Origin of the sequence: Methylobacterium sp. E-005 (assembly GCF_022829725.1) — a bacterium.
In the GTDB taxonomy this organism is placed as follows: domain Bacteria; phylum Pseudomonadota; class Alphaproteobacteria; order Rhizobiales; family Beijerinckiaceae; genus Methylobacterium.
In genome coordinates, this window is the sequence record NZ_JAKSYG010000219.1 from 33,277 (window position 1) to 58,869 (window position 25,593).

General features: G+C 67.7%; 22 protein-coding genes. 9 read left to right on the top strand and 13 right to left on the bottom strand.

Translation table 11 applies throughout. The annotated features are described in order from the left end of the window. Positions 1-65: 65 nt before the first annotated feature. From MKK88_RS26125 to MKK88_RS26150, 6 genes are all read right to left on the bottom strand, one after another. Entirely contained in the window at positions 66-986 is a 921-nt protein-coding gene (locus MKK88_RS26125; RefSeq protein WP_244005009.1) for a tetratricopeptide repeat protein, read from the bottom strand. 13 nt (positions 987-999) lie between these two features. Then, complete coding sequence (locus tag MKK88_RS26130) at positions 1,000-1,929, bottom strand: VWA domain-containing protein (RefSeq protein WP_244005011.1); 930 nt, start codon at positions 1,927-1,929, stop codon at positions 1,000-1,002. Between the two features lie 262 nt (positions 1,930-2,191). Then, on the bottom strand, positions 2,192-3,214 hold the full coding sequence (locus tag MKK88_RS26135) for a VWA domain-containing protein (protein WP_244005013.1): 1,023 nt from the start codon (positions 3,212-3,214) through the stop codon (positions 2,192-2,194). Then, the gene (locus MKK88_RS26140) at positions 3,211-3,699 is read right to left on the bottom strand and encodes a DUF4381 domain-containing protein (RefSeq protein WP_244005015.1); all 489 of its coding nucleotides are present in this window, start codon (positions 3,697-3,699) and stop codon (positions 3,211-3,213) included. The genes MKK88_RS26135 and MKK88_RS26140 overlap by 4 nt, the downstream gene beginning before the upstream one ends. Positions 3,700-3,726: 27 nt before the next feature. Then, on the bottom strand, positions 3,727-4,665 hold the full coding sequence (locus tag MKK88_RS26145) for a DUF58 domain-containing protein (RefSeq protein ID WP_409566716.1): 939 nt from the start codon (positions 4,663-4,665) through the stop codon (positions 3,727-3,729). A gap of 35 nt (positions 4,666-4,700) precedes the next feature. Further along, complete coding sequence (locus MKK88_RS26150) at positions 4,701-5,702, bottom strand: AAA family ATPase (protein ID WP_244005017.1); 1,002 nt, start codon at positions 5,700-5,702, stop codon at positions 4,701-4,703. A 221-nt stretch (positions 5,703-5,923) separates the two neighbouring features. On the opposite strand from MKK88_RS26150, the gene MKK88_RS26155 reads away from it, so the two are divergent. The 4 genes from MKK88_RS26155 to MKK88_RS26170 all read left to right on the top strand — a co-directional run bounded on the left by MKK88_RS26155 (position 5,924) and on the right by MKK88_RS26170 (position 10,958). Beyond that, the gene (locus MKK88_RS26155) at positions 5,924-6,634 is read left to right on the top strand and encodes an MgtC/SapB family protein (protein WP_244005019.1); all 711 of its coding nucleotides are present in this window, start codon (positions 5,924-5,926) and stop codon (positions 6,632-6,634) included. A gap of 590 nt (positions 6,635-7,224) precedes the next feature. After that, on the top strand, positions 7,225-8,466 hold the full coding sequence (locus tag MKK88_RS26160; protein WP_244005021.1) for a DUF707 domain-containing protein: 1,242 nt from the start codon (positions 7,225-7,227) through the stop codon (positions 8,464-8,466). A 51-nt stretch (positions 8,467-8,517) separates the two neighbouring features. Continuing rightward, complete coding sequence (locus MKK88_RS26165) at positions 8,518-9,813, top strand: protoporphyrinogen/coproporphyrinogen oxidase (protein ID WP_244005023.1); 1,296 nt, start codon at positions 8,518-8,520, stop codon at positions 9,811-9,813. 458 nt (positions 9,814-10,271) lie between these two features. Beyond that, positions 10,272-10,958, top strand: coding sequence for an SDR family oxidoreductase (locus tag MKK88_RS26170; protein WP_244005025.1), 687 nt, complete (start codon positions 10,272-10,274; stop codon positions 10,956-10,958). Between the two features lie 12 nt (positions 10,959-10,970). On the opposite strand, the gene MKK88_RS26175 is transcribed toward MKK88_RS26170, so the two are convergent. Beyond that, positions 10,971-11,303: a hypothetical protein gene (locus tag MKK88_RS26175; protein ID WP_244005027.1), complete on the bottom strand. Its 333-nt coding sequence runs from the start codon at positions 11,301-11,303 to the stop codon at positions 10,971-10,973. A gap of 287 nt (positions 11,304-11,590) precedes the next feature. Between MKK88_RS26175 and MKK88_RS26180 the strand changes: the two genes are divergently transcribed. The 4 genes from MKK88_RS26180 to rnhA all read left to right on the top strand — a co-directional run bounded on the left by MKK88_RS26180 (position 11,591) and on the right by rnhA (position 15,216). Next, on the top strand, positions 11,591-12,436 hold the full coding sequence (locus MKK88_RS26180; RefSeq protein ID WP_244005029.1) for a C40 family peptidase: 846 nt from the start codon (positions 11,591-11,593) through the stop codon (positions 12,434-12,436). A 121-nt stretch (positions 12,437-12,557) separates the two neighbouring features. Beyond that, the gene (ispH, locus tag MKK88_RS26185) at positions 12,558-13,559 is read left to right on the top strand and encodes a 4-hydroxy-3-methylbut-2-enyl diphosphate reductase (RefSeq protein WP_244005031.1); all 1,002 of its coding nucleotides are present in this window, start codon (positions 12,558-12,560) and stop codon (positions 13,557-13,559) included. 210 nt (positions 13,560-13,769) lie between these two features. Continuing rightward, positions 13,770-14,735 (top strand): homoserine kinase, encoded by a 966-nt coding sequence (locus MKK88_RS26190; protein ID WP_244005198.1) that lies wholly within the window; start codon positions 13,770-13,772, stop codon positions 14,733-14,735. Between the two features lie 7 nt (positions 14,736-14,742). Then, positions 14,743-15,216, top strand: a complete 474-nt coding sequence (gene rnhA, locus MKK88_RS26195) for a ribonuclease HI (RefSeq protein ID WP_244005033.1) — start codon at positions 14,743-14,745, stop codon at positions 15,214-15,216. Between the two features lie 157 nt (positions 15,217-15,373). On the opposite strand, the gene MKK88_RS26200 is transcribed toward rnhA, so the two are convergent. From MKK88_RS26200 to MKK88_RS26225, 6 genes are all read right to left on the bottom strand, one after another. Then, positions 15,374-15,595, bottom strand: a complete 222-nt coding sequence (locus tag MKK88_RS26200) for a type II toxin-antitoxin system RelE/ParE family toxin (protein WP_244005035.1) — start codon at positions 15,593-15,595, stop codon at positions 15,374-15,376. Further along, positions 15,592-15,879 (bottom strand): hypothetical protein, encoded by a 288-nt coding sequence (locus MKK88_RS26205; RefSeq protein ID WP_244005037.1) that lies wholly within the window; start codon positions 15,877-15,879, stop codon positions 15,592-15,594. The genes MKK88_RS26200 and MKK88_RS26205 overlap by 4 nt, the downstream gene beginning before the upstream one ends. 123 nt (positions 15,880-16,002) lie before the next feature. Then, complete coding sequence (gene zwf / locus MKK88_RS26210; protein WP_244005039.1) at positions 16,003-17,529, bottom strand: glucose-6-phosphate dehydrogenase; 1,527 nt, start codon at positions 17,527-17,529, stop codon at positions 16,003-16,005. A 239-nt stretch (positions 17,530-17,768) separates the two neighbouring features. After that, positions 17,769-19,304 carry an efflux transporter outer membrane subunit gene (locus MKK88_RS26215; protein ID WP_409566712.1) on the bottom strand — a complete coding sequence of 512 codons (1,536 nt, stop codon included), beginning with the start codon at positions 19,302-19,304 and terminating at the stop codon, positions 17,769-17,771. 170 nt (positions 19,305-19,474) lie between these two features. Then, complete coding sequence (locus MKK88_RS26220) at positions 19,475-22,927, bottom strand: efflux RND transporter permease subunit (protein WP_244005043.1); 3,453 nt, start codon at positions 22,925-22,927, stop codon at positions 19,475-19,477. Beyond that, a complete protein-coding gene (locus MKK88_RS26225) occupies positions 22,924-23,673 on the bottom strand; it encodes an endonuclease domain-containing protein (RefSeq protein ID WP_244005199.1) in 750 nt (249 codons plus the stop codon). Before MKK88_RS26225 ends, MKK88_RS26220 begins: the two co-directional genes overlap by 4 nt. A gap of 302 nt (positions 23,674-23,975) precedes the next feature. Here MKK88_RS26225 and MKK88_RS26230 point away from each other — a divergent pair, with 302 nt between their 5' ends. Continuing rightward, entirely contained in the window at positions 23,976-25,592 is a 1,617-nt protein-coding gene (locus tag MKK88_RS26230) for an ABC transporter substrate-binding protein (protein WP_244005045.1), read from the top strand. Position 25,593: the final 1 nt, after the last annotated feature.

The window sequence follows — 25,593 nt, forward strand, 5'->3', positions numbered from 1 at the left end:
CTCCCAAGGGGGAGGGGATTGGCGCATCCCGGCAAGGGTACGCCGACCCAAAACCCCAAAAAAACTCACCACGGGTTGCTCCCGGCGGGAATCGCGGTGCCGGCCTCGACCCGGCGGGTCTGCTCGGCGCGCAGGCGCAGCTTGAGATAGCGGCCCGGATCGTCCGGCAGGGTCTGGAGCCAGAGCCGGTCCGGGCGGATCTCGTGGGCCTCGAAACTCTTGGTCACCCGGCGGACCTCGCGCTCGGGGGCCTCGGCCACCATGGCGGAGCCGCCCCCGGTCCGGCCACGGCCGGCCGCGTCGCCGGCCGAGCCCCGGGCCTGGCCCTTGCCGGTGTCGATCGATTGCTGCTCGGCCTTGCCGCGGCGGGCGACCTTGCTGTTGCCGGGCAGCGACGCGCTGGCGTTCGACTCCTTGTTGCCGGCCAGACCCTCGCCGCTGGAGGCGGCGTTGATATCGTTGTTCTGGTCCTGGTTGCCGGTGTTGTTGTAGCGGGCGCCGTACTGGGCGGTGCCGTTGGCGATGCCGCCGCCGGGGCCGCGGTCGATCACCTCGGCCTGCATCCGGGCGATGAGCGAGCGGTTGGCCTGGGCGTCGGCGTCCCGGGGGTTGAAGCGCAGCGCCTCGTCGTAGGCCGCGAGCGCGCCGGTGAGGTCGCCGGCCTTCGCGAGCGCATTGCCGAGATTGTAGCTCGCCCGCCGCCCCCCGGTGCGGAACAGCGCGACCGCGTCCGCGTAGCGGCCGGCCTCGTAGAGGGCGGCGGCGCGCCAGGCCGGGTCGGCGAAGACGTCGGCGGCGAGCCCCGGCAGGCCGATCCCCATCAGCAGGCGCCCGAACCCGGTGCGGGGCTGCGAGACGGCGAGCAGCGCCAGGAGGCCGAGGCCGGCGAGCCCCAGGCCGGCGATCCGGGCGAGCCGCCGCCAGCGCGGCGGCAGGCCGGCCCGGAGCGGGGCGGCGAAGCCCGAGTCGGGAAGGGTGAGCCGCATCACGCGCTCCTCATCATGCGCTTCTGCGGAACAGGACCAGGGCCGGCACGGCCGCGAGCAGCAGCAGCCAGCGCCCGAGATCCGCGTAGGCCAGCACGCCGTAGCCGCCGGCCGCGAGGTGCTGGGCCAAGCCGGCGCCGACCGCGTCGAGCACCGGGCCGGGGGTGGCGATATCGGCGACCGTGCCGCCGCCGGCCCGCACCAGGGCGTCGAGGGCGGCCCGGTCGGGCTTCGGGGCGTTCGCCGGCAGCGGCTTGTCGGCGGGGACGAACAGGGCCTGGAGCCGCCAGCCCTGCGCCGCGATGGCGCGCGCCTCGCGGGTGGCGGCTTCGCCGATGCCATCGCCGTCGCTGATCAGCACCACGTCGGCCGACACCACGTTGGCCTCCGCGAGGGTGCGGCGGGCGAGCGCCAGCCCGCGCTCGGGATGGGAGCCGCGGTCCGGCACGGTGTCGGCGTCCAGCGCGAACAGGGTGGTGCCGAGGCTGTCGCGGTCGGTGGTGGGCGAGGCGGCCAGATAGGCGTCGCCCGCGTAGACCACGAGGGCGACCGCCCGGGTTCCGGCGGCCTCGGCGACCGCGGCGGCGGCCTGCCGGACGCCCTGGAGGTTGCCGCCCTCCGCCACCGAGCGCGAGAGGTCGACGACGATCACGGTCTCGTCGAGATTGCGGAAGGTGCGCCCGTCCGCCCGCTCCACGGCGGGGCCGGTCAGCGCCAGGGCGATCAGTCCGGCCGCCAGCGCGGCGGCGAGGTTCGCCTGCCGGCGTCCGCCGAGCACCGCGCCGGTGCGGGCGAGGTGGGCCATCAGCGCCGGATCGACCGCCCGGACCCAGTCGCCGAGGGGCGCCGAGCGCGAGGCGGCGCGCAGCGCCAGCAGGACGACGACCGGGATCGCCAGGAACCACCAGGGGCGCAGGAGGGCGAATGCGTCGAGGGGGCTCATGGGGCTGAACCGGAGATGGCAGGCGCCCTCCCTCCCCCTTCTGCGGGGGAGGGTACCCTGCGAAGCAGGGGGGGAGAGGGGAGCGCCGCTTCCAAAAGGGGCGCAGCCTTCATGAAGGCCGGCGCCCTCGCCTGCACCGTTGCTCCCCTCTCCCAACCCCTGCTGACGCAGGGGCCACCCTCCCCCGCAGAGGGGGGAGGGGGAGGCGTACTGGGCCTGCGGCAGGTCACGACCCACTTGGTCGGCCAAAAAACGTCCCGCATCACGCCCCCCTCCGGCTGGCCAGCAATGCGGCGGCGCCAAGCAGGGCCAGGGCGGCCGGCCAGGGCCAGAGGTCCCGGCGCAGCGGCAGGGGCGGCGCCAGGGCGCGGCCCCCCTCCAGCCGGTCGATGGCGTCGGCGACCTTGACGAGATCGTCGGTGGTGCGCACCCGGAACGCCTCGCCGCCGCTGGCCTGCGCCATGTCGCGCAGGGTCTCGGTGTCGACCACGTCCTGCTCGCCGTCGGCGTCCGCCATGTCGCGGGGGCCGAGCGCGATCGTGTAGACCTTGATGCCCAGTTCCTTGGCGAGGTCGGCGACATCCTTGGGGGCGGTCTGGCCGGCATTGTTGGCGCCGTCCGAGAGGAGGATGACGGCCTTCGCGGCCTTCCGAGGCTCGGCCTCGCCCCCGGTATCCCGCGGGTCCAGCCGGCGCAGGGCGAGCCCGAGCCCGTCGCCGATGCCGGTGGAGCGGCCGCTGATGCCGATCGTCGCCTCGTCGAGCGCCCGGGCGACCGCCGCGGTGTCGAAGCTCGGCGCCGCCGCCACATAGGCTTGGTCGGCGAAGATCACGAGGCCGATCCGGTCCCCGGCCCGGCGCCGGATGAAATCGGTGCCGACGCGCTTGACCGCGGTGAGCCGGGTCACGGTCTCGCCGTCGAGGGCGAAGTCGCGCCGCTCCATGGAGCCCGAGAGATCCATGGCGATCATGATCTCGCGGCCGGAGGCCGGCAGCGCCGTCGCTGGCATGACGAGGCGCGGACCCGAGAGCGCCACCACCAGGGCAATCCAGAGCGTCCAGGTCAGGGCGGCCCGGCGCCGGCCGCGGGCGGCGAGGTCGGCGCCGGAGCGTCCCGCGCCCACCAGCGTGCCGGGCACGCGCAGCGCCCCGCTGCCGCCCTCGGGTTCGGCCGGGATCAGGCGGGCGGCCAGCAGCGGCAGCGGCAGGGCCAGCAGCGCCCAGGGCGCGGCGAGGTCGAAGGCCGACAGGAGGGCGCTGAGCCAGGCGGGCAGGAAGGTACTCATGCCCGCATGTGCCCGATCAGGCGGCCGAGTTCGGCGTCCAGGGCGTCGAGGTCCGGCGCCTGCCGCCGGTACAGGCCGTCGGCCAGCACCCGTCCGGCGCCCCGCGTGAAGAAGTCGGTCTTGAACAGCCAGTCGAGGCGGGCCGCCCAGTCGGCACCGGTGGCCCGGCTCTCCGCCTCGCCGCCGAGTGTCCGCCCGAGCCGACGCAGCAGGCGGGCCTGGGCCAGGAGCCGCGCCTCCGGATCGAGCCCGCGGCTCCGGGCGAGTTCGGCGAGCGCCGCCCGGCGGATCGTGGCCCGCGTCCGGCCGCGCCAGTAGCGGACGAGGCCCACCAGCAGGGCGGCGCAGAAGCCGAGGAGAGCCGCCGCGACGATCTCGCCCTGCACGGCCCCCGCGGCCCCGCCGGGCAGGTGGAGGCCGCGGAGGTGATCGAGGCCGAGGGGGGTCTCGGCGGGTATCGTGGCAGGTATCGTGGCGGTGTTCATCGCCGTGTCCCTGATGGCGATCCCGCCTCACAGCACCGCATCGAGGCGCTCCATCAGCGGCGCGTAGGCCTCCGGCCCGGTCTCGACATCGAGGCGCACGCCCGCGATGCCGCGATGCGCGTAATCGGCGAGCCGGGCCTCGGCCTGTCCCGTGGGCGTCGCGGTCGGCAGCGCGGTCCCGCGGTGCCCGTCCGCCAGCGCGAAGGGGTAGTAGCCCGGCGGTCGCGCGCGCTCGAAGGCGTCGCTCACCAGGATCAGCCGGATGGCGATCCGCTCGGCCAGCAGGGTCAGGAGGTCGTCGAAGCCCGGACCGGGATCGTCCAGGGCGCTTGCGATGACGATGTGGCCGCCAGCCGGCAGCAGGCTGCGGGCGAGGCCGAGCGTCGCCTCGAGGGGCGGCTCCGGCTCAGGGCGCGCGCCCGACACTTTGTCCAGGGCGTCGGCATGGGCCTGCGCGAGGGCACCGGTCACCGCGATCATGGCGCGCTCGCCGCCCGCCGGCCGCAGGACGGTCGGCGCCCCGGCCGTCGCCACCGCGAGGCCGACCCGGCCGCCATCGGCCGCGACCCGCCAGCCGAGCAGCGCCAGGGCCTCGGCGGCGGCCACCGAGCGCAGGGTCCGGCGGGTGCCGAACAGCATGGAGGGGCGGAAATCGGCGAGCAGCACCACGGCGCGGTCGCGCTCGTCGTGATGGGTGCGCACGTGCAGCTGCCCGGTCCGGGCGGTGGCGTTGCGGTCGATGAAGCGGCGGTCGTCGCCCTCCGACCAGAGCCGGACATCCTCCGGCTCGGAGCCGCGCCCCCGGCGCCGGGTGACGATCCCGCCCGGCAGGCCCGCCAGCGTTCGGGTCGCGGGCGCCGAGCCCCGCCGGGCGAGGTGGCGCAGGCCCATCAGGGCCTCGCCCGAGAGGTGGATGCCGCCCTCGGCGCCCGCCCGATCGTCCGCTCCCACGGAGGGGGACGGGATCGCGGGACGGCGCGCCTGCCCGAATCCGAACACCGTCAGAGCGCCCGCACCCGCTGCACCAGCTCGCCGACGAGCCCGCGGGCGGTCTTGCCCTCGGCGGCGGCCCGCCAGGTCAGGCCGATCCGGTGGGAGAGGGCGTCGCGGGCGAGTTCGGTGACGTCCTCAGGGATCACGTGATCCCGGCCCCGCAGCCAGGCCCGGGCCTTGCCGGCCATCATCAGCGCCAGGGTGCCCCGCGGGGAGGCGGGATGCTCGATCATGGCGCGCAGGTCCGGCGCCGCCGCGTCGGTGCGGGTCGCCGCCACCAGCCGGACGAGATAATCCTTCAACGCCGGCGACACGTAGGTGGAAAGCGCCGCTTCCCGGGCCGCGCGGACATCGGCGAGCGACAGGCGCACCGGCATCGCCTCGATGTGATGGGTGATCTCGCCCTCCACGAGGTCGAGGATCGCCCGCTCGGTCTCGGCGTCGGGCATCTCGACCACGACGTGCAGGAGGAAGCGGTCGAGCTGCGCCTCGGGCAGCGGGAAGGTGCCGGCATGCTCGATCGGGTTCTGGGTCGCCACGACCATGAACGGGTCGGACAGCCGGTGCGTGTGGCCGGAGACCGTGACCTGCCCCTCGGCCATGGATTCGAGCAAAGCCGACTGCACCTTGGGCGGGGCGCGGTTGACCTCGTCCACCAGCACGAGGGCGTGGAACAGGGGGCCGGGCAGGAACTCGAAGGTGCCGCTGTCCTGGCGCCACACGGTGGTGCCGGTCAGATCCGCCGGCATCAGGTCGGGCGTGCACTGGATGCGCGCGAAGGAGCCGTCGAGCCCGTCGGCAAGCCGCTTGACCGCGCGGGTCTTGGCGAGGCCCGGCGCGCCCTCGATCAGCAGGTGCCCGCCGGTCAGGAGCCCGATCAGCAGGCGCTCGACGAGGCCGGCGCTGCCGATCAGGCCGCGCTCCAGCCCCTCGCGGAGCGCCATGACGCGGCCGTGCAGGGCCGCATCCGGAAGGGTCTCGGGACGGCGTTCGGCAAGGGCGTCGCTCATGCGCGACTGTGTCCTGCGCGGGCCTGTTCCGCCACTCGGGCCGTGTGCTGCATCCTGCACGTCTCCTCGGCCGGGTCCCGAATTCTTAAGGGATCCTCAGGCTCCTGCCGGTGTGCCCGCTGCCCGGTGCGGCCGTCAATCCCGGTTCCGTCGCCCTTTTCGGGCCGGGACCGGGCCGTGATGTCACGGTTTCGTCACCGCCCCGCTCTCAAGAACCGCCGATGACCAGCTACGCCGCCCTCCCCGAAGAAGCGAAATCCGCCATCGGCCTGCTCGTGGCCTTCGTGCTCGGCACGATCATCGGGGCCGAGCGGCAGTACCGCCAGCGCACCGCAGGCCTGCGCACGGCGGTGCTGGTGGCGGTGGGCGCCTCGGCCTTCGTCGATCTCGGCATGCGGCTGACCGGGCCGGACGGGGGCGTGCGCACGGTGGCGTACGTGATCTCCGGCATCGGCTTCCTCGGCGCCGGCGTGATCATGAAGGAGGGGATGAACGTCCGCGGCCTCAACACGGCCGCCACCCTGTGGTGCTCGGCCGCCGTGGGGGCGTTCTGCGGCGCCGACCTGCCCCTCGAGGCGGTGTTCGTGATGGTGACGGTCCTGGCCTGCAACACGGCCCTTCGGCCGCTCGTGAACGCCATCAACCGCGCGCCGATCCGCGAATCGTCCACCGAGGCGACCTACGAGGTTCAGGTCACCACGGCCCCCGGCGAGGCCGGCCCGGCGCAGGATCTGCTGGTGGAGCGCCTGGAGGCGGCGAACTATCCCGTGAGCAGCGTCGCGATCGAGGAGCGGGGCGAGTCCGCGGTCGACGTGGTGGCGACGCTGACGGCGAGCGCCGTGAAGGCGGAGGAACTCGACGCCGTGACCAACGACCTCGCCCGCGCGCCGGGCATCCGCCACGCCACGTGGTCGGTGCAGACGGCGGATTGATTGTCTCCGGGAGCACGCGCCTTCTGCTGAGCTGGACCGGAGGCCACTTTCGGCCAGAGCAGAGCTCTCGTGTGCTGCCAGCTTGCAGAAGGATCGCATGCTGGCATCAACATGCCGGCTGGCGGCGAGCAAAACGTCCAGGGGGCTTCCGTGCCTGTCGACAGATCAGCCGGTGGGGCGGGGCGGCCTGATCCGGGAGCAGAGTGCTCACGCGGTGACGGCCGAGGTCGAGCAGGATCGTGCCGTAACGACTGTCCTTCCGCATCCCCCAATCGCCGACGCCGACGGGGATGACGAGCCGCAGCCCCGTTCAGCAACTCGCCAGCGTGTTGAGGCCGTTTGAGGCGTGCGGCGTTCTCCGGTGTAGGCAAGTCCATCCCAACTCCGGCCTGAGTCTCGCGCAGCTATCGTGCGCACCGGACCCATGACATGTGGACGCCCGCACGTGTCTTGGCGAAGATCCAGCGCCGGCAGCCCAATTCGCGGCAGCAGAACCGCCACAACCCGATGCATAGTATGATCCGCAATGCCGAGGGCGGTGAGTCATCGGGATGGTAATCACAAAAGAGCCCCTGTAATGTAGGAGACAGATGCCCGATCACAGGATGAATATTATGGCTTTAGTTTCATACGACCAAGTTAATACATCGGATACGCGAGATACATCAATGTATCCAAAACTAAAATTGCGAGATTTAGCCGAAAACGATTCCAATAATGGGCATTTTACGGAACATAGACTTCCTCACCCAACAGACGCCCACACGCGAAATTCGTCCAAGCAAGCCGAGGCATCACTATGCCAGTACGCATGGGTTTTCAGCAGCGTCGACGGTAGCGTCATTTCTCCTCAACTTATTTTGAACGAAGACGGAGAAATTGGCGGCATCCGAAATCCTAGGGTTGTACGCTGGTGTATTGAAAATGAAATGATTCATTTCAAGGATGAATCCAACGCTACTGTAGTCAGATTTGTCATTGATCGCACGTCGACACCACAGAAAATGGTTCTGGCTGGGATCGATGAATCAGGGCAGATCAAAACACATTATCTCAGAGAAACCGATCGGTACGCACGCGCGCCTTTCTCACAAGACATTCAAATTCTTGAACCGATCGCAAAACGTAGAAAACATTTGATTGTTTTATTCGCCAATTCGAAATCGCTTCATACGCAATGGCCTCAAGACATTGATCCCAGTCGCAGATCATGGGATCTTTGCTTGGCATGGTATGGCGATGAGACCTCGTTTTTCCAGCGTCCATCATCGGAATACAGCGTCCTATTAAGGAAGGGCTCTAAACTGCAATGCCTGCATCGACTTTGCTATCCCGGAAGTCCAATCTTTGATTACGACTACGTCGCGTTCCCGGACGACGATATCGTCACGAGCTGGAGGGATTTGAATAGGATATTTCAGCTCTGTGTCGATTTTAATTTGATTCTCGCGCAGCCATCGCTATCGCATGACAGTTATATCTCACATTCTATTCTCCGCCACCAACCGGAAAAAATTATAAGATTTACGAATTTCGTAGAGATTATGACTCCGTTCTTTTCACAATCTGCACTGCGTCGTTGTTGCGGAACCTTCCATTTTGGAACAAGCGGTTGGGGGTTGGATTATGCTTGGCCCGTCATCCTTGGAGATCCCAGAAATCGCATCGGTGTGATCGACGCCGTTCCCGTGCGTCACACACGTCCTGTGGGACAGAGCTATGACACTGAGGCTGCACGCCGGGATGGCATGATGGTCTGTCGAGCATATGGTGTCACGGCGGACTACCTTGAATATGGTGGGATATCAAGATTCGGACATCAAATTCTATAAGATCGTATATTCTTATACTATAGTATCTAAAGATCATAAGGACACGATATTATGTACGAGTATGCTATTTTGGGAGGAGGAATCGCAGGGCTGTCGTTTGCCTCATTCATAGATGGAAGCAGCATCGTCTTGGAATCTCAGGATCGGGTTGGTGGACTCAGTCGCAGCTATGCGCTTAATGGCATTGATTACGATATCGGCCCACATGTCATATTTTCGAAGAATCGGGAGATTCTTGATCTTCACACGTCGATGATCAAGACGAATAAAATCAGAAGATCCAATCAAATTGTCCTCAAGGGACGATATATTAAATATCCTTTCGAGAATGATCTTTCGTCGCTCGATCCGCTAGACCGTGATTGTTGTTTACGGGAATTTTTGCACAATCCGTACGATCGCTACGTCAGTACAAACATGCTCCAGTTTTTTCTGGGTACTTTCGGCGAAGGCATCACGCGTTTATATCTTCAACCATACAACGAGAAAATCTGGAAATTCGATCCATCCTGTATGGATAAACAGATGGTCGATCGTATTCCGAAGCCTCCCCGCGAAGATGTGATTGCATCCGCAAACGGCATAGCATCGGAAGGCTACACACATCAGCTGTACTACCATTACCCCGCAAGTGGTGGTTTCCAGACATTGGTTGACAGTTACAAGGCGCGCGCCGAGGCGAAGGGGCAAACGGTGTGCACCGACGCTCAGGTTTGTGCATTGGAAAAGTCGGCCGCGGGTTGGAAAATAAAGACTCGCACCGAAGAGTTTTTCGCGAAAAAAATCGTCAGCACTATACCGATGCAAGAATTGCTAAAAATGCTTCAGCCACCAGATGACATAATCCGAACGTTGGACCGGTTGCTTTATAATTCAATATATATTGTCGTTGTCCAAGTCCGCAGGGATAAGATCGGGAACCATTTCGGTTTATATATCCCGGACGAAGATGTGATATTCCATAGATTGTCAAAACTCAATCATCTGGGCGAGCAATATTGTATGCCGGATGGTGGCAGTACGCTCATGGCCGAGGTGACGTTTAGGCCGGATAGCTATCTTTCCACTGTGTCAAAAAACACTATCGTTGAGCAGGTCATCACGGGGATGGTGAAAGCCGGATTTATTGATCGGTCCGATATTACTGATGTGGCAATTAGACATGAGAACTATGCTTATGTAATTTATGATCTGGACCATCGGAAAAACGTCGACAAAATACTATCCTACCTTGAAAGCGTTGATATAATGTCGGTCGGACGATTTGCGGAATTTGAGTACTTGAACACAGATGCTGTCGCCGAGCGGACCCTCGCGCTCGCGCATAAGTTAAAACAACGCCCATAGAATGTTCGAATGAGGAGGCGTCGGGTTTGGGGCCGTGCGGAACAGGTCGTCGATCGTTTTCACGACAACGCGTCTACGCTGATATCGGACTGTCAGAACGGTTCAGATTCTGTCGGGTCGACGCGGCGGCCTTTCAGGCGCGGGCGAAATGCTCTGCAACGTGATTCCGTCTGCTCCGAGCCAACCCTTGCCACGAGTCGAACAAGCCGCCCTCAATTGATTCCGTTAAGCCAGGCCGTTCGGACCGCCGGAAAGCAAACACTCCCTCCAGCCCAGAAAGGGTCGTGAAGGGATGGAACGGCCGTGTCCGCGGCCTGCGCGTGCATGGTCGAACAGACCGTGATCCGATCACGCTGCTCACGGGCGAACCTGAAGCGCCACCGCCTCGCAAACTGGCCCCGGTCGCGAAACCTCCGGACCCGATCCCCCCTTATCCGACCGGAAGCGGGAGCCCAACCATGACCCAGTCTCAAAGGAACGCGCTGATCGTCGGGGCCTCCCGGGGCCTGGGGCTCGGCCTCGTCGAGACGTTTCTGGAACGGGGCTGGCGGGTCACCGCGACCCAGCGCAGCCCGTCCCCCGACCTCGCCGGCCTGGACGCGCAATCCCTGCGCGTCGAGACCGCCGACATCGACGACGATGCCGGCGTCGCGGCCCTGCACGATCGCTTGGCCGACCAGCGCTTCGACCTGATCTTCGTGGTGGCCGGCGTCGCCACGCAGGCGCATGATCCGCTGCACGCGGTGCCGCGGGAGGTCGCCGCGCAGGTCTATCTCACCAACGCGATCAGCCCGATCCGCTTTGCGGAGGCCTTCCTCGATCGCCTTGCGCCCGGCGGCAGCCTCGCCCTGATGAGCTCGATCCTCGGCAGCGTCAGCCTGAACGCGTCGGGCGGCTGGGAAAACTACCGGGCCAGCAAGGCGGCGTTGAACACCCTGGCGCGCAGCTTTGAGATCCGGCACCGGGCCGACAATGTCTCGGTGCTGATCCTGCACCCGGGCTGGGTCCGCACCGATATGGGCGGCGCGGAGGCCGATATCGACGTGGCGACCAGCGTTACGGGCCTCGCCGACGTGATCACCGCACAACTTGGGCGGCCGGGCGCCCACTACCTCGATTATCGGGGCGAGACGCTGCCCTGGTAGCGCCGGATCCCGTCAGCGCGAGGGGGCGAGGGGTCGGGTGCGGCGCTCGATCACCACGGTCGGGCGGGTGCGGCGCTCGACCACGACGGTGCGTGGCGCCCGGCTCGGGCTCGCCTGGGTCAGGATCCGTTCGGGCACGCGTTCGGGCTTCGCCTTCTTGGCGGCGAGCACGTGGGGGCGGACCTCGTCGACGGGCAGGCCCATCAGGCCGGCCGCGATCTCGGCCTGCTGCTCCACATCGTCGGCCAAGTCCTGGGCGGCCGCGACCGCCTCGGTGATCGTCGGCGGCTCGCGACGCACCCGGATCGGCGGCAGGTCGGCGAAGCTCTTCTGCGTCTTCTTCACGGGGCGACTCGCAGTCTTCATAGGCCAGACATAGCGCCTTCCGGCCCGGTTGTGCAGTGCATCAAAGACGTTTGACCGCCGCCGCGGGTGCATGCCTGGCGGGTTGTTTCTACCGCAGCACAGGGGCCGGCAGCGGCGCCGCCAAGGACGCGAACACATCGGCTCCGAATCGTTTCCTGTCGGCCGATGGCTGCGACATAGAAGCGCAACCGCGTACGCGCAACGGTTTCGTATGCCGGCCGCGTACCCGCAACCCATCGTGAAGGCGGCTGTGATAGCGTCGCCCCATGACCGAGACCCTCGATCCGCGGCTGACCCCCGCGCGCGCCGACATCGCCGATGAACGCCTGCGCGGCCGGGTCGACGCCGCGCGCTTCGTGGCCGGCAGCCCCCGCCGTGTCACGGCACCCTCGGCCCCCCTGCGGCGCGAACCCGCCCCGGAAGCCGGGCTCGACACCGAGGCGCTGCTCGGCGATGCCGTCACCCTCTACGCCGAGGCGGACGGCTTCGCCTTCGTGCAGCTCGCCCGTGACGGCTATGTCGGCTACCTGCCCGCCGACAGCCTCGGCCCGGCCGGGCCGGAGCCGACCCACCGGGTGACGGCTTTGCGCACCTTCCTGTATCCGGAACCCGACCTGAAGCGGACGGTCCGCGGCCATCTGAGCCTCGGCGCGCGTCTGGTGGTGACCGGGGAATCGGGCGCCTACCTGGAGACGGGAGGCGGCTACGTGTTCGCCCGCCACTGCGCCCCGGTGGCGGAGCACGAACCGGATTACGTGGCCACCGCGATGCGCCTGGTCGGCACGCCCTACCTCTGGGGCGGGCGGACGAGTCTCGGGCTCGATTGCTCCGGCCTCGCGCAGCTCTGCCTCGATGCCGCGGGCCTGCCCTGCCCACGCGACGCCGACATGCAGGAGCGCGCCCTCGGCCGGGCGCTCCCCCTCGATGCCGCGGGCCTGCGCCGGGGCGATTTCGTGTTCTGGCGCGGCCATGTGGGGCTGATGCTGGATGCCGAGACGCTGATCCACGCCAACGGCCATCACATGGCGGTGGCAGTGGAGCCCCTGGCGGAGGCGGTGGAGCGGATCCAGGCCCACAGTTACGGTGCCGTCACGGGCCTCCGGCGCCTCTGAACGGATACGGGTCCAAACCGCGCGGCAATCGTGCTACAGGAGCGTCCCGCCTCCGTCACGCAGCCCGGTTCCGCCATCTGGCCTGTTGACAGGATAGCCCCGCCCTCGCCACATCCCCCTCATGACCGCCGAAACAGCGCCCCTCGCGCCCGCCCCGGGCACCGCCGACAAGCCGCCGCTGGAGATCCTGCTCTGCGCCCCACGCGGCTTCTGCGCCGGCGTGGTGCGGGCCATCGACGTGGTGGAGCGGGCCCTCGCCATCTACGGACCGCCCGTCTACGTCCGTCATGAGATCGTGCACAACAAGTACGTGGTCGAGAGCCTGAAGCGGAAGGGCGCCGTGTTCGTCCGCGAGCTCGACGAGGTGCCGGATGGCGCCGCCCCGGTGATCTTTTCCGCCCACGGCGTGGCGAAGACCGTGCCGGCCAATGCGGATTCCCGCGGGCTCACCACGATCGACGCCACCTGCCCGCTGGTGACCAAGGTCCATCGCGAGGCCGAGATCCATCACAAGCGCGGCCGCCACGTGCTGCTGGTCGGCCATTCCGGCCACCCCGAGGTGGTGGGCACGATGGGCCAATTGCCCAAGGGCTCGATCACCCTGGTGGAGGATCTCGACCAGATCGCCGCCCTGAACCCCGAGAACCCCGACAATCTCGCCTGGGTGACCCAGACCACCCTGTCGGTGGACGACACAAGGCACATCGTCGAGGCGCTCAAGCAGAAATTCCCGACCATCACCGGGCCGCACAAGGACGACATCTGCTACGCCACCACCAACCGCCAGGAGGCGGTGAAGCAGGTGGCACCGCTGGTGGACGCGCTGATCGTGGTCGGCTCCTCCAACTCCTCGAACTCGCAGCGCCTGCGCGAGGTCGCCGAGCGGGTCGGCTGCCCGATCACCCGGCTCGTGCTGCGCGCCGAGGAGATCGACTGGCCGGCCTTCGAGGGGATCCGAAAGCTTGGCCTCACGGCGGGCGCCTCGGCCCCCGAGGTGCTGGTTGAGGAGATCATCGACGCCTTCGCGGCCCGCTACGACGTGATCGTCGATACGGTCTCGACCGTGATCGAGGATATGGTGTTCCCGCTGCCGCGGGAGCTGCGCAGCGAGGCCGCCGAGTAGGCGGCTTCGGGGGCCAGATCTCGGGGACTGCTCCCATCCACACCCGCATCCTGAGGTGCCCGCGTCAGCGGGCCTCGAAGGAGAGTTCCAGGGATCGCGCGGCTGGCGGGAGGGCTCCTTCAAGGCCTGCGCTGCGCTCCGGCACCTCAGGATGAGGGCGCGGGTTGGATGACCCGCACCGTCCGTGACTTCCAACCCGAGCGCGAACACGTGGCCGTCTACACCGAGGTATCCGACGTGGCGCTCGCCGACTTCCTGTCGGCCTACGCGATCGGCAGCCTGCTCTCCTTCAAGGGCATCGCCGAGGGCGTCGAGAACTCGAATTTTTTCCTGCACACCACCGGCGGCAGCTATATTCTGACGCTCTACGAGAAGCGGGTGCGGGAAGCCGACCTGCCGTTCTTTATCGGACTGATGGAGCACCTCTCGGCCCGGGGCCTCGCCTGCCCGCAGCCGGTGCGGGATCGGGCCGGCCAGGCCCTCGGCCAGCTCTGCGGCCGGCCCGCCGCGATCGTGAGTTTTTTGGAGGGTGTCTCGGTCAAGGCGCCGGGCGTCGAGCATTGCCGGGAACTCGGCCGGGCGCTGGCCGCACTGCACGCCGCCGGCCGCGACTTTCCGATGGTCCGGGAGAACAATCTTTCGGTGTCGTCCTGGCGGCCCCTCTTCGCGCAAGGGGAGGCCCAGGCCGATTCGGTCGAGCCCGGCCTCGCGGAACGCACCCGGGCCGACCTTGCCTTCCTGGAGGCGCATTGGCCGCACAACCTACCGGGCGGGGTGATCCACGCAGATCTTTTCACCGACAACGTGTTCTTTATCGGCGACGCCCTGTCGGGCCTGATCGACTTCTACTTCGCCTGCACGGATGCCTTCGCGTACGACATCGCGGTCTGCCTCAACGCGTGGTGCTTCGATCCCGACGGCACCTTCCACCGCGACATGGCGACGGCCCTGTTTGCTGGCTACGAGGCTGTGCGACCGCTGGAACCGGCCGAGGTCGCGGCCCTGCCGATCCTGTGCCGGGGGGCGGCGCTCCGCTTCATGCTGACCCGGCTGGTCGACTGGCTGAACGTGCCCCCGGGCGCCCTGGTCAAGCCGAAGGACCCGCGGGAATTCGATCGCCGGCTCACCTTCCACCGGCAGGCGCGGGACGCGCAGGATTACGGGCGGCAGGGCTGAGGACCGCATGAGCACCGACGTGACCGAACCCGCGGCCGAGGCGACGCGGGTCAAGATCTACACGGACGGCGCCTGCTCGGGAAATCCCGGGCCCGGGGGCTGGGGCGCGATCCTGATCTTCGGCGATACCCGGAAGGAGCTGTCCGGCGGGGAGGCCCACACCACCAACAACCGCATGGAGATCCTGGCGGCGATCGAGGCGCTGGAGGCGCTGAAGCGCCCCTGCCGGGTCGACCTGTTCACGGACTCGCAGTACCTGCGCCAGGGCGTCACCAGCTGGATTCACAACTGGAAGGCGCGGGGCTGGCGCACCGCCGACAAGAAGCCCGTGAAGAACGAGGATCTCTGGCGCCGCATCGACGCCGCCCGGGAGCGCCACGAGGTGGCGTGGCACTGGGTGAAGGGGCACGCCAGCGACCCGCTTAACAATAGGGTGGACGCGCTGGCAGTGGCGGCGATGCTGCCGTTCAAGCGTCGGTGAGGGCGGGTTTGGCACCGGACCTCGCAAGACGCCCGGTCATCGGAAGTCCTGCGACTGCATAGCCGGTGCCGCGGGAATTTTAGTAAGGACTTGTCACCCCGACCAAGGTGGCTTTTGCAGAGCGGCGTGCAGGACGCGAAGAATTTGCACGGCGCTATCATCGACCTTGTACGATGATGTACCTGCGGTGCACGCTCATCTCGCGGGTGCCCGCGACCCGACCCCGCCGACCGAGCGCGGGATGATCTACCAAGCGGGCAGCCTTCTCAGTGAACCGCTTATCGAATGCGAGGGCAGCCGCCGGATTGTCGGCTTCGATATAATCGTAGATGGCGTCGTGGTCCTGAAGCGCTTCCAGCGTCCCGACCAACGCCTTCATTTTGCGGCGTCGAGTCGCCGCTGCGTGGCTGCCCGCTTGGCAGCGAACCGCTCTTCAACATGCTCGGCGGAGTCGACACGGCCGCTCTCGGCAGAATCCAGCCCGATCTGAACCTGCCGGCGAAACCAAGCATCATGCTCGGTTTCGTCCCGTTGCTGTTGGACATACGCGTGCATGAATTCACGCAAGAGCTGAGCGCTGTTGCGATTCCGATCCTGTGCTGCCTGAGAAAATGCGGTCTTCAGGATTTCATCGACCTGAAAGGTAAACGTCGCATCGCCCAAAGTCGTCGTCCCAAGCTCGACGGATCATCTCCGATGATCGCTGGATGCTAACACGTTGGAGCCGTCTGGAAAACGGCCGGGTCCGAATGCCTGGTCGCGAGACACGGCACAGGTCCTCGCTTTTCAATCCGTCTCCCCATCCAACCCCAACCAGTGCCGGCCGTCCCGGGCCAGGAGCTCGTCGGCCTCCTTGGGGCCGGTGCTTCCCGCGGGATAGATTTTGACATCCGCCTGCGGCCAGCCCTTGAGCAGCGGGTCCACCGCCGCCCAGCCGGCCTCGATGTTGTCGGCCCGCTGGAACAGCGTCGCGTCGCCGGTCATGCAATCGTAGAGCAGGGTCTCGTAGCCGACATTCGGCGTATCGGCGAAAAAATCCTTGTAGCGGAAGCCGGAGCGCACCCGGCCGATCTTCATCTGCGGCCCCGGTACCTTCACGTTGAACTCGGTGCTCACCCCATGGTCGGGGTCGATCAGGATCCGCATCACGGTCGGCCCCAGATCGGCGGTCGGCGTGTCCTCGAACATCTTGAAGGGAGCCGGTTTGAACAGCACCGCAATCTCGGTGCGCCGCCCGGTCATCCGCTTGCCGGTGCGGATGTAGAAGGGCACGCCCGCCCAGCGCCAGTTCTCGATGTGGAGCTTCAGGGCGATATAGGTCTCGGTGACCGAATCCTTGGCCACATGCGGCTCGTCCCGATAGGCGGGCACGTCGCGCCCCTCCGAGGTCCCGGCCGTGTACTGGCCGCGGACCGCATCCTCCGGCGGGATCGGCCGCACGGCCTCGGCGAGCTTGGCCTTCTCGGTGCGCACGGCCTCCGCGTCGAAGGAGTTCGGCGGCTCCATGCCGACCATGCAGAGGAGCTGGAACATGTGGTTGGGCACCATGTCGCGCAGCGCACCCGTCGGCTCGTAGAACCCGCCGCGCTCCTCGACGCCCACCGTCTCGGCCGCCGTGATCTGGATGCTGTCGATGTATTCCCGCCGCCAGACCGGCTCCAGCAACCCGTTGGCGAAGCGGAACGCCATGATCGACTGGACGGTCTCCTTTCCGAGGAAATGGTCGATCCGGTAGAACTGGCTCTCGTCGCCCTGCTTGAGGATGCGGGCGTTGAGTTCCCGGGCCGAGGCGAGGTCGGAGCCGAACGGTTTCTCGATCACGACGCGTCGGAAGGTGTCGCCCTCTTGGCGGAGCAGGCCGGCTTGACCCAGCCCGTCCACGATCGTTCCGAAGAAGCGCGCCGCCACCGCGCAGTAGAACACCGCGTTGCCGGTGACCTTCTGCTTCACGGCCTCGAAGGTCTCGGGCTTCTCGAAATCGCCCTTCAGGTAGTGCAGGCGCTCGCGGATGAAGCCCCAGCTCGTTTGATCGATATGGTCGGCGTGGAACTCCGAGGTCGGGTCCTTGCTGAACGCCTCCAGGGTCTGGGTGAGGTTGTCGCGCAGCGACTCATCGGTGCCCTCGCCGTGGTCGACACCGAGGATCGAGAAGCCCGGATCCAACAGTCCCGCACCCGCGAGATTGTAGAGGGAGGGCATCAGCAGGCGCTTGGTCAGGTCGCCCCCCGCGCCGAAGATCACCAGCGTGCAGGGCGGCGCCGGCTTGGTGCCGCAGGCCGCATCGTTCTTGAGGGCTGTCGTCTGCTCGGCCATGGCCCTGGCTCCTGTCCGGCTGCGCTGCAGCAAACCGGCGGGACAACCCGCCGCGGTGAGGCGCGTTCCGACCAACGGGATCCCAAAGGGCCGAAGCCCTTTGGTGGGGTGTCGGGGTGAAACCCCGGCATACGGATCCTGGGCCCCCAGGAGGGGACCCAGGATCCGTACAGCAGGGCGCTGCCCTGCACCCGCAAAAGGGACGCGTCCCTTTTGAAACCCAGGACCGCCCGCCGGGCCTACTCGTCGGGGCGGACCGCCTGACCGCCCCGGTCGATCGGGAGACTCGGGCCCTTCAGCTCGGAATCGCTCGGCAGGGAGCGCACGTCCCAGCCGCCGCCGAGCGCCCGGATCAGCGTCACCGCCGCGGTGAAGCGGCTGAGCCGGACCTGAAGGGCGTTGATCTCGTTGGTCACCAGCAGGCCCTGCGCGGTCACCACGGTGGTGAAGTTCTGGGTGCCGGCCCGGTATTCGTTGAGCGTGATCTCCACCGCCTTGCGCGACAGCTCGACCGCCTTGTCCTGTGCGGTCTGCTGCTGGCCGAGGATGCGCAGGGCCGCCATCTGGTTCTCGACCTCCGCGTAGGCGGCGAGCACCACCTGGCGGTAATTGGCCACCTGCGCGTCGTAGGCGGCCTCGGCCGAGCGCAGGGCCGCCGTGCGGGCGCCGCCGTCGAACAGCACCTCGCTGGCCGAGCCCGCCACCGACCAGAACTGGTTGGCGGCCGAGAACAGGCCGGTGCGGGTCAGTCCCGAGACGCCGCCCTGGGCCGAGATCGTCACGGTGGGGAAGAAGGCGGCCACCGCGACCCCGATGCGCTCGCTCTGCGCCTGGACGAGGCGCTCGGCCTGGGCGACGTCGGGGCGCCGCTCCAGCAGATCGCCCGGGATCCCGACCGGCACGGCGGGGGGATTCCGGCTGATGCCGGAGACCGGGATCGACACCTCGGAGGGCGGGCGCCCGATCAGGGTGGCGATGGCGTTCACGTACTGCACCCGGGTCAGCCGCACCGCGATGGCCTGGGCCTCGATGGTCTGGACCTGGGTCTGGGCCGTGATCACGTCGGACCGGGCGGCCACACCCGCGGCGTACTGGTTCTCGGTGATCTGCGCGGTCTTCCTGAAGTTCTCGACATTCTCGTCGAGCACCTTCTGGAGGGAATCGGCGTAGCGGACGGTCAGGTAATCGGCCGCCACCTCGGCCTGGATGGTGAGGCGGGTCAGCGCGATCGTGGCGGCATCGGATTGCGCCAGCGCCGCCTCGCTCTCGATCGTGCGGCGCGTGCCGCCGAACAGATCGAGCTGCCAGCTCGCTTGGCCCACCAGGGACTCGCTCGTGCGCACGGTGCTGCCGCTGGCAGCGCGGGTGATGCTCGGGGCGCCGATCACCGTCGGGTACAGGGCGGCCTGCGCGGAGGCGACCAGCGCCCGGGCCTGCCGATAGTTCGCCACCGCCTGCCGCAGCGACTGGTTGTCGACGTCGACGAGGCGGATCAGCCGGTCGAGATTCGGATCCCGGAAGACCCGCCACCAGTCGCCGCGCTCGACGGCATCACTCGGCCGCGCCTCGCGGAACCCCTTCTTGCGAGCCGCGATATAGGCCGGGCTGTCCTCCCGGACCCCGCCCTGCTTGTAGCCGAGCGGTGTCTCCACGGAGGGCCGGGAATAGTCGGGGCCGACGACACAGCCCGCGAGGAGCGGGGCAGCGAGGAGGAGGGCGGCAAAGGTGTGAAGCCGACGGTCGGCAGGAGGCGCACCTCCCACCCTGAACCTCATCCTGAGGTGCCGGAGCGCAGCAAAGGCCGCGAAGGAGCCCTCCAGCCAGCCGCGCGACTCTTGGAGGCCTCCTTCGAGGCGGCTTCGCCGCACCTCAGGATGAGGGTGCGGGTTGGGCCGACCCGCGCGCACGACCGCGGCCGCCGATGTTTCACGTGAAACCTTAACCATCATTCTCCGGCCGGCAGGGCCGCTTCTCCGCCCCGTCCGGCGCGCCTGCGGCGGTCGAGCACCCTGTGCCTCAATCGGTCAAGGGTGAGATACACGACGGGGGTGGTGTAGAGCGTCAGGATCTGGCTCACGATCAATCCGCCCACGATGGCGATGCCCAGCGGCCGGCGCAGCTCCGCGCCTTCGCCGGTGCCCAGGATCAGCGGCACCGCGCCGAGCATCGCCGCCAGCGTGGTCATCATGATCGGCCGGAAGCGCAGGAGACAGGCCTCCCGGATCGCATCCACGGGATTCGCGCCCCGGGTCCGCTCGGAATCGATCGCCACGTCGATCATCATGATCGCGTTCTTCTTCACGATGCCGATCAACAGGAACACGGCGATCAGCGCGATGATGGTGAAGTCGGTCCCGGTCACCAGCAGGGCCAGCACCGCGCCGACGCCGGCCGAGGGGAGGGTGGAGAGGATCGTGAGCGGGTGCACGAAGCTCTCGTACAGGATCCCCAGCACCGCGTAGACCGCCAGGATCGCCGCCAGGATCAGCAGCGGCTGGCGCGAGGCCGAGGCGACGTAGTTCTTGGCGGCGCCGGCATACTCGCCGTGGATCGTGGCCGGCAGGTGCAGGGAGGCCATCGCCCGGTCGATGGCGTCGGTCGCGTCCGACAGGCTCTTGCCCGGGGCGAGGTTGAACGAGATCGTGGTCGCCACGAACAGGCCCTGGTGGCTGACCTGCGTGGGCGCGTTGCCGGGCTCGATCCGCGCGAAGGCCGAGAGCGGAACCATGGTCTCCTTGGCGGCCGAGACCGGGGCGCTCGACGAGGCCCCGCCCTTCGAGGCCGCGATGGCGTTGGAGGAGGCGTTGCGGGCGGAATCCGACGCGATGGCGGCGGCGTTCGAGGCGGTGTCGGCCGTACTGGCGGAGGCGGCCGCCGCGGCGGCGCCCGTGCTCCCGGTCGCACCGCCGACCGCCCCCGAGCCGGCGGCGGCGCCGGACGCGGAGGCCGCACTGCCCGGGCTGCTGGTGCCGGTCGCCGCGTTGGTGTTGACGCCGCCCGCCGCCGCCACGGTGCCGGCCACCGCGTTGGTGGTCGCCGAGCCGGCCGCGTTGCCGCCGGAGGTCGAGACGTAGATCTGCTTGAGCGTCTCCGGGGTCTCCAGGTAGCGCGGCGCGATCTCCATCACGACGTGATACTGGTTCAGCGGATTGTAGATCGTCGAGACCTGCCGCTGGCCGAAGGCGTCGTAGAGGGTGTTGTCGATCTTGTTCGGCGTGATGCCGTAGCGGAAGGCGGTGTTGCGGTCGATCACGACCCGGCTCTCCAGCCCGCCCTCCTGCTGGTCGGAGGTCACGTCCGCGAAAGTCGGGTCCTTCTGCAGGGCCGCCACCAGCTTCGGGGCGGCGGCGAACAGCTCCTCGGGGGTGTCGCCCTGGAGGGTGTACTGGTACTGGGCGAAGCTCTGGCGGCCGCCCATCTGCAGGTCCTGCCGGGGGAAGACGTAGAGGCGCGCCCCCGCGACCTGCGCGAGCTTCGGCCGTAGCCGCGCCATCACGGTAGAGATCGGCGCCCGTTCGTTGAGGGGTTTGAGGCCGACGAACACGTTGGCCGAGTTGGTGCCGCGCCCGCCCGTGAAGCCCACGACGCTTTCAATCGCCGGGTCCGCGCCAACGATTGCGGCCGCCTGCTTGAGCTTCTGCTCCATTGACTGGAACGAGATGCGCTGGTCGGCCTGGACGCCGCCCATCATCTGGCCGGTATCCTGCTCGGGGAAGAAGCCCTTCGGCACGGTGATGTAGAGGTAGACGTTGAGCCCGACCGTGGCGAGCAGGGTCAGCAGCACGAGGCGTGGATGGGCGAGCGCCACCTCCAGCGTCCGCGCATAGGCACCTAGCAGCCGGGAGAAGCCGCCCTCCAGCATCCGGATCACAAGGTTCGGCCGGCGCCCCGCCGGAGGTTCGCCGTTGGGGCCGTGCCCCTCGGCCCGGAGCAACCGGGCGCACATCATCGGCGTGGTCGTGAGCGAGAGAACCAAGGAAATCAGGATCGACAGCGACAGGGTCACCGAAAATTCCTGGAAGATGCGGCCGACGAGGCCGCCCATCAGCAGGATCGGCAGGAACACCGCGATGAGCGACAGGCTCATCGAGATCACCGTGAAGCCGACCTCCCGGGCGCCGATCAAAGCCGCCTGGAGCCGGGGCTTGCCCTCCTCGATGTGGCGCTGGACGTTCTCCAGCACCACGATGGCGTCGTCGACCACGAAGCCGGTGCCGATGATCAGCGCGGTGAGCGACAGGATGTTGAGCGAGTAGCCGAGCAGGTACATCGCCGAGAAGGTGCCGATGATCGAGATCGGCACCGCCACCGCCGGGATCAGCGTGGCCCGCCAGGAGCGCAGGAAGCCGAACACCACCAGGATCACGAGGCCGACCGCCACCAGCAGGGTCTCCTCGGTGGCCGAGAGGGAGGCGCGGATCGTGGCGCTGCGGTCGCCGGTGAGCTTGATGTCGATGCCGCCGGGGAGCGCCGCGGTGATCTGCGGCAGGGCCTCCTTTACGGCCTTGATGGTCTCGACCACGTTGGCGCCGGGCTGCTTGTAGACGAACAGCAGCACGCCGGCCTTGCCGTTGACGATGCCGAGGTTGCGCTTGTCCTCGACCCCGTCGAGCACCTGGCCGACATCGGTGAGCTTCACCGCGGCGCCGTTGCGGTAGGCCACGATGATGTCGCGGTAATCGGCGGCCTTGCGGCCCTGGTCGTTGGCGTAGAGCTGGTAGCGGCGCTCGCCCGCGTCGATCTCGCCCTTGGGCGAGTTGGCGTTGGCGGAGGCCAAGGCCGCGCGGATGCCCTCGAGGCCGATGCCGTAATTGAACAGGGCGGTGGGATCGAGTTCCACCCGCACCGCCGGCAGGGACGAGCCGCCGATGTCGACGTTGCCGACGCCCGGCAGCTGGGAGAGCTTCTGCTGCACCACGGTGGCGGCGGAATCGTAGACCTGGCCGCGGGTCAGCGTGTCCGAGGTCATGCCGAGGATGATGATCGGCGTGTCGGCGGGGTTGAACTTCCGGTAGGTCGGGTTCTGTCGGAGCGCGGTCGGCAGGTCGGCACGCGCCGCGTTGATGGCGGCCTGGACGTCGCGGGCGGCGCCGTCGATGTCGCGGTTGAGGCCGAACAGCAGCACGATCCGGGTCGAGCCCAGGGTGTTGGTGGACGTCATCTCGTTGACGTCCGCGATGGCGCCGAGCCGCCGTTCGAGGGGCGCCGCCACGGTGGTCGCCATCGTGTCGGGCGAGGCGCCGGCCATCTGGGCCTGGACGAGGATCACCGGGAAGTCGATCTGCGGCAGCGGCGCCACCGGCAGCTTCAGGAAGGCGAACAGACCGGCGAGCAGCACGCCGATCGTGAGCAGCGTGGTCGCCACCGGCCGCCGGATGAACGGCTCGGAGATGTTCACGGGTGGGGGCTCCCGTGGTCTGGGTGGCGCGCCGCCTGCTCGTCGGAAGAGGCGCAATCGGCCCCGTGCATCTCCCTCCCCCCTTTGCGGGGGAGGGTGGCCCCTGCGTCAGCAGGGGTCGGGAGAGGGGACGCGGTTTCAGGATAAGGCGCAGCTTTCGCGACGGGCTGAGCTCGATCCTGCACCGTCGCTCCCCTCTCCCCCCCTGCTGCGCAGGGTACCCTCCCCCGCAGAGGGGGGAGGGAGGTGCCATGTCCGGATCGCGCCGCGATGGCTTCGCCGACCCGGTCAAGAACCAAGTCCAGATTGCTCAGCACAAGCTCGTTCGGGAAGCGCAGGACCGTGAAGCCCTGGCTCGTCAGCCAAGCGTCGCGCTTCGCATCGCGCCGCCGCCGCGCCTCGGTCTCGTGCGGCTCGCCATCCAGTTCGACGATCAGGCGTGCTGAGGCACAGAGGAAATCCGCGATGTACGGTGGGATCGGCACCTGCCGCCGGAACTTGAAATCGTGGAAGCGGCCGCCGCGCACCTGCTGCCAGAAGGCATCCTCGGCCCGCGTGTAGGATCGTCGCTGCTCACGGGCGAAGGCGCGCAGGCGCGGATCGGGCTTGCCGTGGCGTCGGTCGTTCCGAGGTGTCCCTAGGTCGGATCTGCCACACGCCCTCCCTCCCCCCTCTGCGGGGGAGGGTGGCCCCCGAAGGGGGTCGGGAGAGGGGAAGCCGGTTTCCGGATGTCGTGCGACCTTCATGAAGGCCAGCGCTCTGTTCTGCACCGGCGCTCCCCTCTCCCGACCCCTGCTGACGCAGGGGCCACCCTCCCCCGCAGAGGGGGGAGGGATGCACACGCAGCTTTTTACCTAATCCCCGACCCAAAACCTCCGAACAGCCACCGATACCGCCGGGATTGGCCCCTCAACCAATCCCCCTGGTCCGAACCTTGCTGTGGGCGCCGCGCGCTGACGGTTTGCCGATGCGCGGTGGCCGGTCTAAGCCTCAACCACCGCTTCCGCGGGACGGCCTGCGCTCAACTTTCATGGTTCCGGAGATCCGATTGTCCCGTTCTGCCCTGAAGACCCTCGCCCGCGGCGTGTCCGCGGTCGCGGTCGCGACGTTTGCCTGCGCCGCGCTGCCCGCGCAGGCCGCCAACGTCTTCCGCTTCGCCTTCCAGGGTGATCTGAAATCCCTCGATCCGTACTCCCTCAAGGAGAGCTTCACGGAAGGGATGCAGGAAGCGGCCTACGAGCCCCTCGTCACCCTCGACAAGAACCTGAAATTCGCGCCGGCGCTGGCGGAATCCTGGGAGACGCCCGAGCCGACCCGCTGGCGCTTCCACCTGCGCAAGAACGTCAAGTTCCACGACGGCTCGCCGTTCACCGCCGACGATGTGCTCTTCTCGGCCCAGCGCGTCCGGGCTACGGGCTCGAACTTCACCACCAACGTGCCCGCCGACGCCGAGTTCGTGAAGGTCGATGACTACACCGTCGACATGGTGCTGAAGAAGCCGAACCCGATCGCCATCGCCCAGTTCCCGACCTGGGTGATCATGTCGAAGGCGTGGTCCGAGAAGAACAACGTCGTCCAGCCGACGCCGCCCAGCGCCACCAGCCCGAGCTACGCGACGCTCCACGAGAACGGCACCGGCCCGTTCGTGATCGCCGAGCACCAGCCCGGCGTGAAGACCGTCTTCAAGAAGTTCGACGGCTATTGGGGTAAGGTCGAGTCGAACCTCGACGAGGCGATCCTTACCACCATCGCCAACCCGGCGACCCGGGTCGCGGCGCTCCTCTCCGGCGAGGTCGACTGGATCGACCCTGTACCGCTGCAGGATCAGCAGCGGGTCAACGCCAGCGGCACCGCCACCGTGATGGCCGGGCCTGAGCTCCGCACGATCTTCCTCGGCATGGATCAGGACCGGGACGAGCTGAAGGATTCGAGCGTCAAGGGCAAGAACCCGTTCAAGGACATCAAGGTGCGCGAGGCCTTCTATCTCGCCATCGACGAGGACACGATCGCCAAGCGCGTCATGCGCGGGCAGGCGGTGCCCTCTGCGCTGATGATCGCCCCGGCCCTCTACGACCGCGGCGCCGAGTTCAAGCGCCCGGCCACCGACCTCAAGAAGGCCAAGGAGCTGATGGCCCAGGCGGGCTACCCGGACGGGTTCTCGCTCACCATGGATTGCCCCAACGACCGCTACGTCAACGACGAGGCGATATGCCAGGCGGTGGTCTCGATGCTCGCCCGCATCAACGTCAAGGTGAACCTCAACGCCCAGCCGAAGGCCAAGTACTTCGCCAAGGTGCTGGCGCCGAACTATGACACCTCGTTCTACCTGCTGGGCTGGACCCCGTCGTCCCTCGACAGCCACAACATCCTCTACGAGATCGTTGGCTGCCGGAAGCCGGGCGACAAGTCGGGCCGGGGCGGCTGGAACCTCGCGGGCTATTGCGACCCGAAGATCGACGCGATCGCCGACAAGGTCGAATCCGAGACCGACAAGACCAAGCGCGACGCCCTGATCAAGGACGGCTTCGACGTCCTCAATGCCGACTGGGGCTACATCCCGCTGCACCAGCAGGCGCTCGCCTGGGGCGTCTCCAAGAAGGTCCACCTGACCCAGCGGGCCGACAACCTGCTCCTGCTTTACTGGGTGTCGAAGGACCCGTCGTAGG

Excerpts from the sequence above, each read along its gene's own strand:
- MKK88_RS26180 (WP_244005029.1), top strand. The coding sequence starts at position 11,591 with ATGACCGAGACCCTCGATCCGCGGCTGACCCCCGCGCGCGCCGACATC.
- MKK88_RS26125 (WP_244005009.1), bottom strand. The coding sequence starts at position 986 with ATGCGGCTCACCCTTCCCGACTCGGGCTTCGCCGCCCCGCTCCGGGCC.
- MKK88_RS26160 (WP_244005021.1), top strand. The coding sequence starts at position 7,225 with ATGCCCGATCACAGGATGAATATTATGGCTTTAGTTTCATACGACCAA.
- MKK88_RS26200 (WP_244005035.1), bottom strand. The coding sequence starts at position 15,595 with ATGAAGGCGTTGGTCGGGACGCTGGAAGCGCTTCAGGACCACGACGCC.
- MKK88_RS26225 (WP_244005199.1), bottom strand. The coding sequence starts at position 23,673 with ATGAAGGTCGCACGACATCCGGAAACCGGCTTCCCCTCTCCCGACCCC.
- rnhA (WP_244005033.1), top strand. The coding sequence starts at position 14,743 with ATGAGCACCGACGTGACCGAACCCGCGGCCGAGGCGACGCGGGTCAAG.
- MKK88_RS26140 (WP_244005015.1), bottom strand. The coding sequence starts at position 3,699 with ATGAACACCGCCACGATACCTGCCACGATACCCGCCGAGACCCCCCTC.
- MKK88_RS26135 (WP_244005013.1), bottom strand. The coding sequence starts at position 3,214 with ATGAGTACCTTCCTGCCCGCCTGGCTCAGCGCCCTCCTGTCGGCCTTC.
- zwf (WP_244005039.1), bottom strand. The coding sequence starts at position 17,529 with ATGGCCGAGCAGACGACAGCCCTCAAGAACGATGCGGCCTGCGGCACC.
- MKK88_RS26170 (WP_244005025.1), top strand. The coding sequence starts at position 10,272 with ATGACCCAGTCTCAAAGGAACGCGCTGATCGTCGGGGCCTCCCGGGGC.
- ispH (WP_244005031.1), top strand. The coding sequence starts at position 12,558 with ATGACCGCCGAAACAGCGCCCCTCGCGCCCGCCCCGGGCACCGCCGAC.
- MKK88_RS26165 (WP_244005023.1), top strand. The coding sequence starts at position 8,518 with ATGTACGAGTATGCTATTTTGGGAGGAGGAATCGCAGGGCTGTCGTTT.
- MKK88_RS26215 (WP_409566712.1), bottom strand. The coding sequence starts at position 19,304 with ATGAGGTTCAGGGTGGGAGGTGCGCCTCCTGCCGACCGTCGGCTTCAC.
- MKK88_RS26155 (WP_244005019.1), top strand. The coding sequence starts at position 5,924 with ATGACCAGCTACGCCGCCCTCCCCGAAGAAGCGAAATCCGCCATCGGC.
- MKK88_RS26150 (WP_244005017.1), bottom strand. The coding sequence starts at position 5,702 with ATGAGCGACGCCCTTGCCGAACGCCGTCCCGAGACCCTTCCGGATGCG.
- MKK88_RS26130 (WP_244005011.1), bottom strand. The coding sequence starts at position 1,929 with ATGAGCCCCCTCGACGCATTCGCCCTCCTGCGCCCCTGGTGGTTCCTG.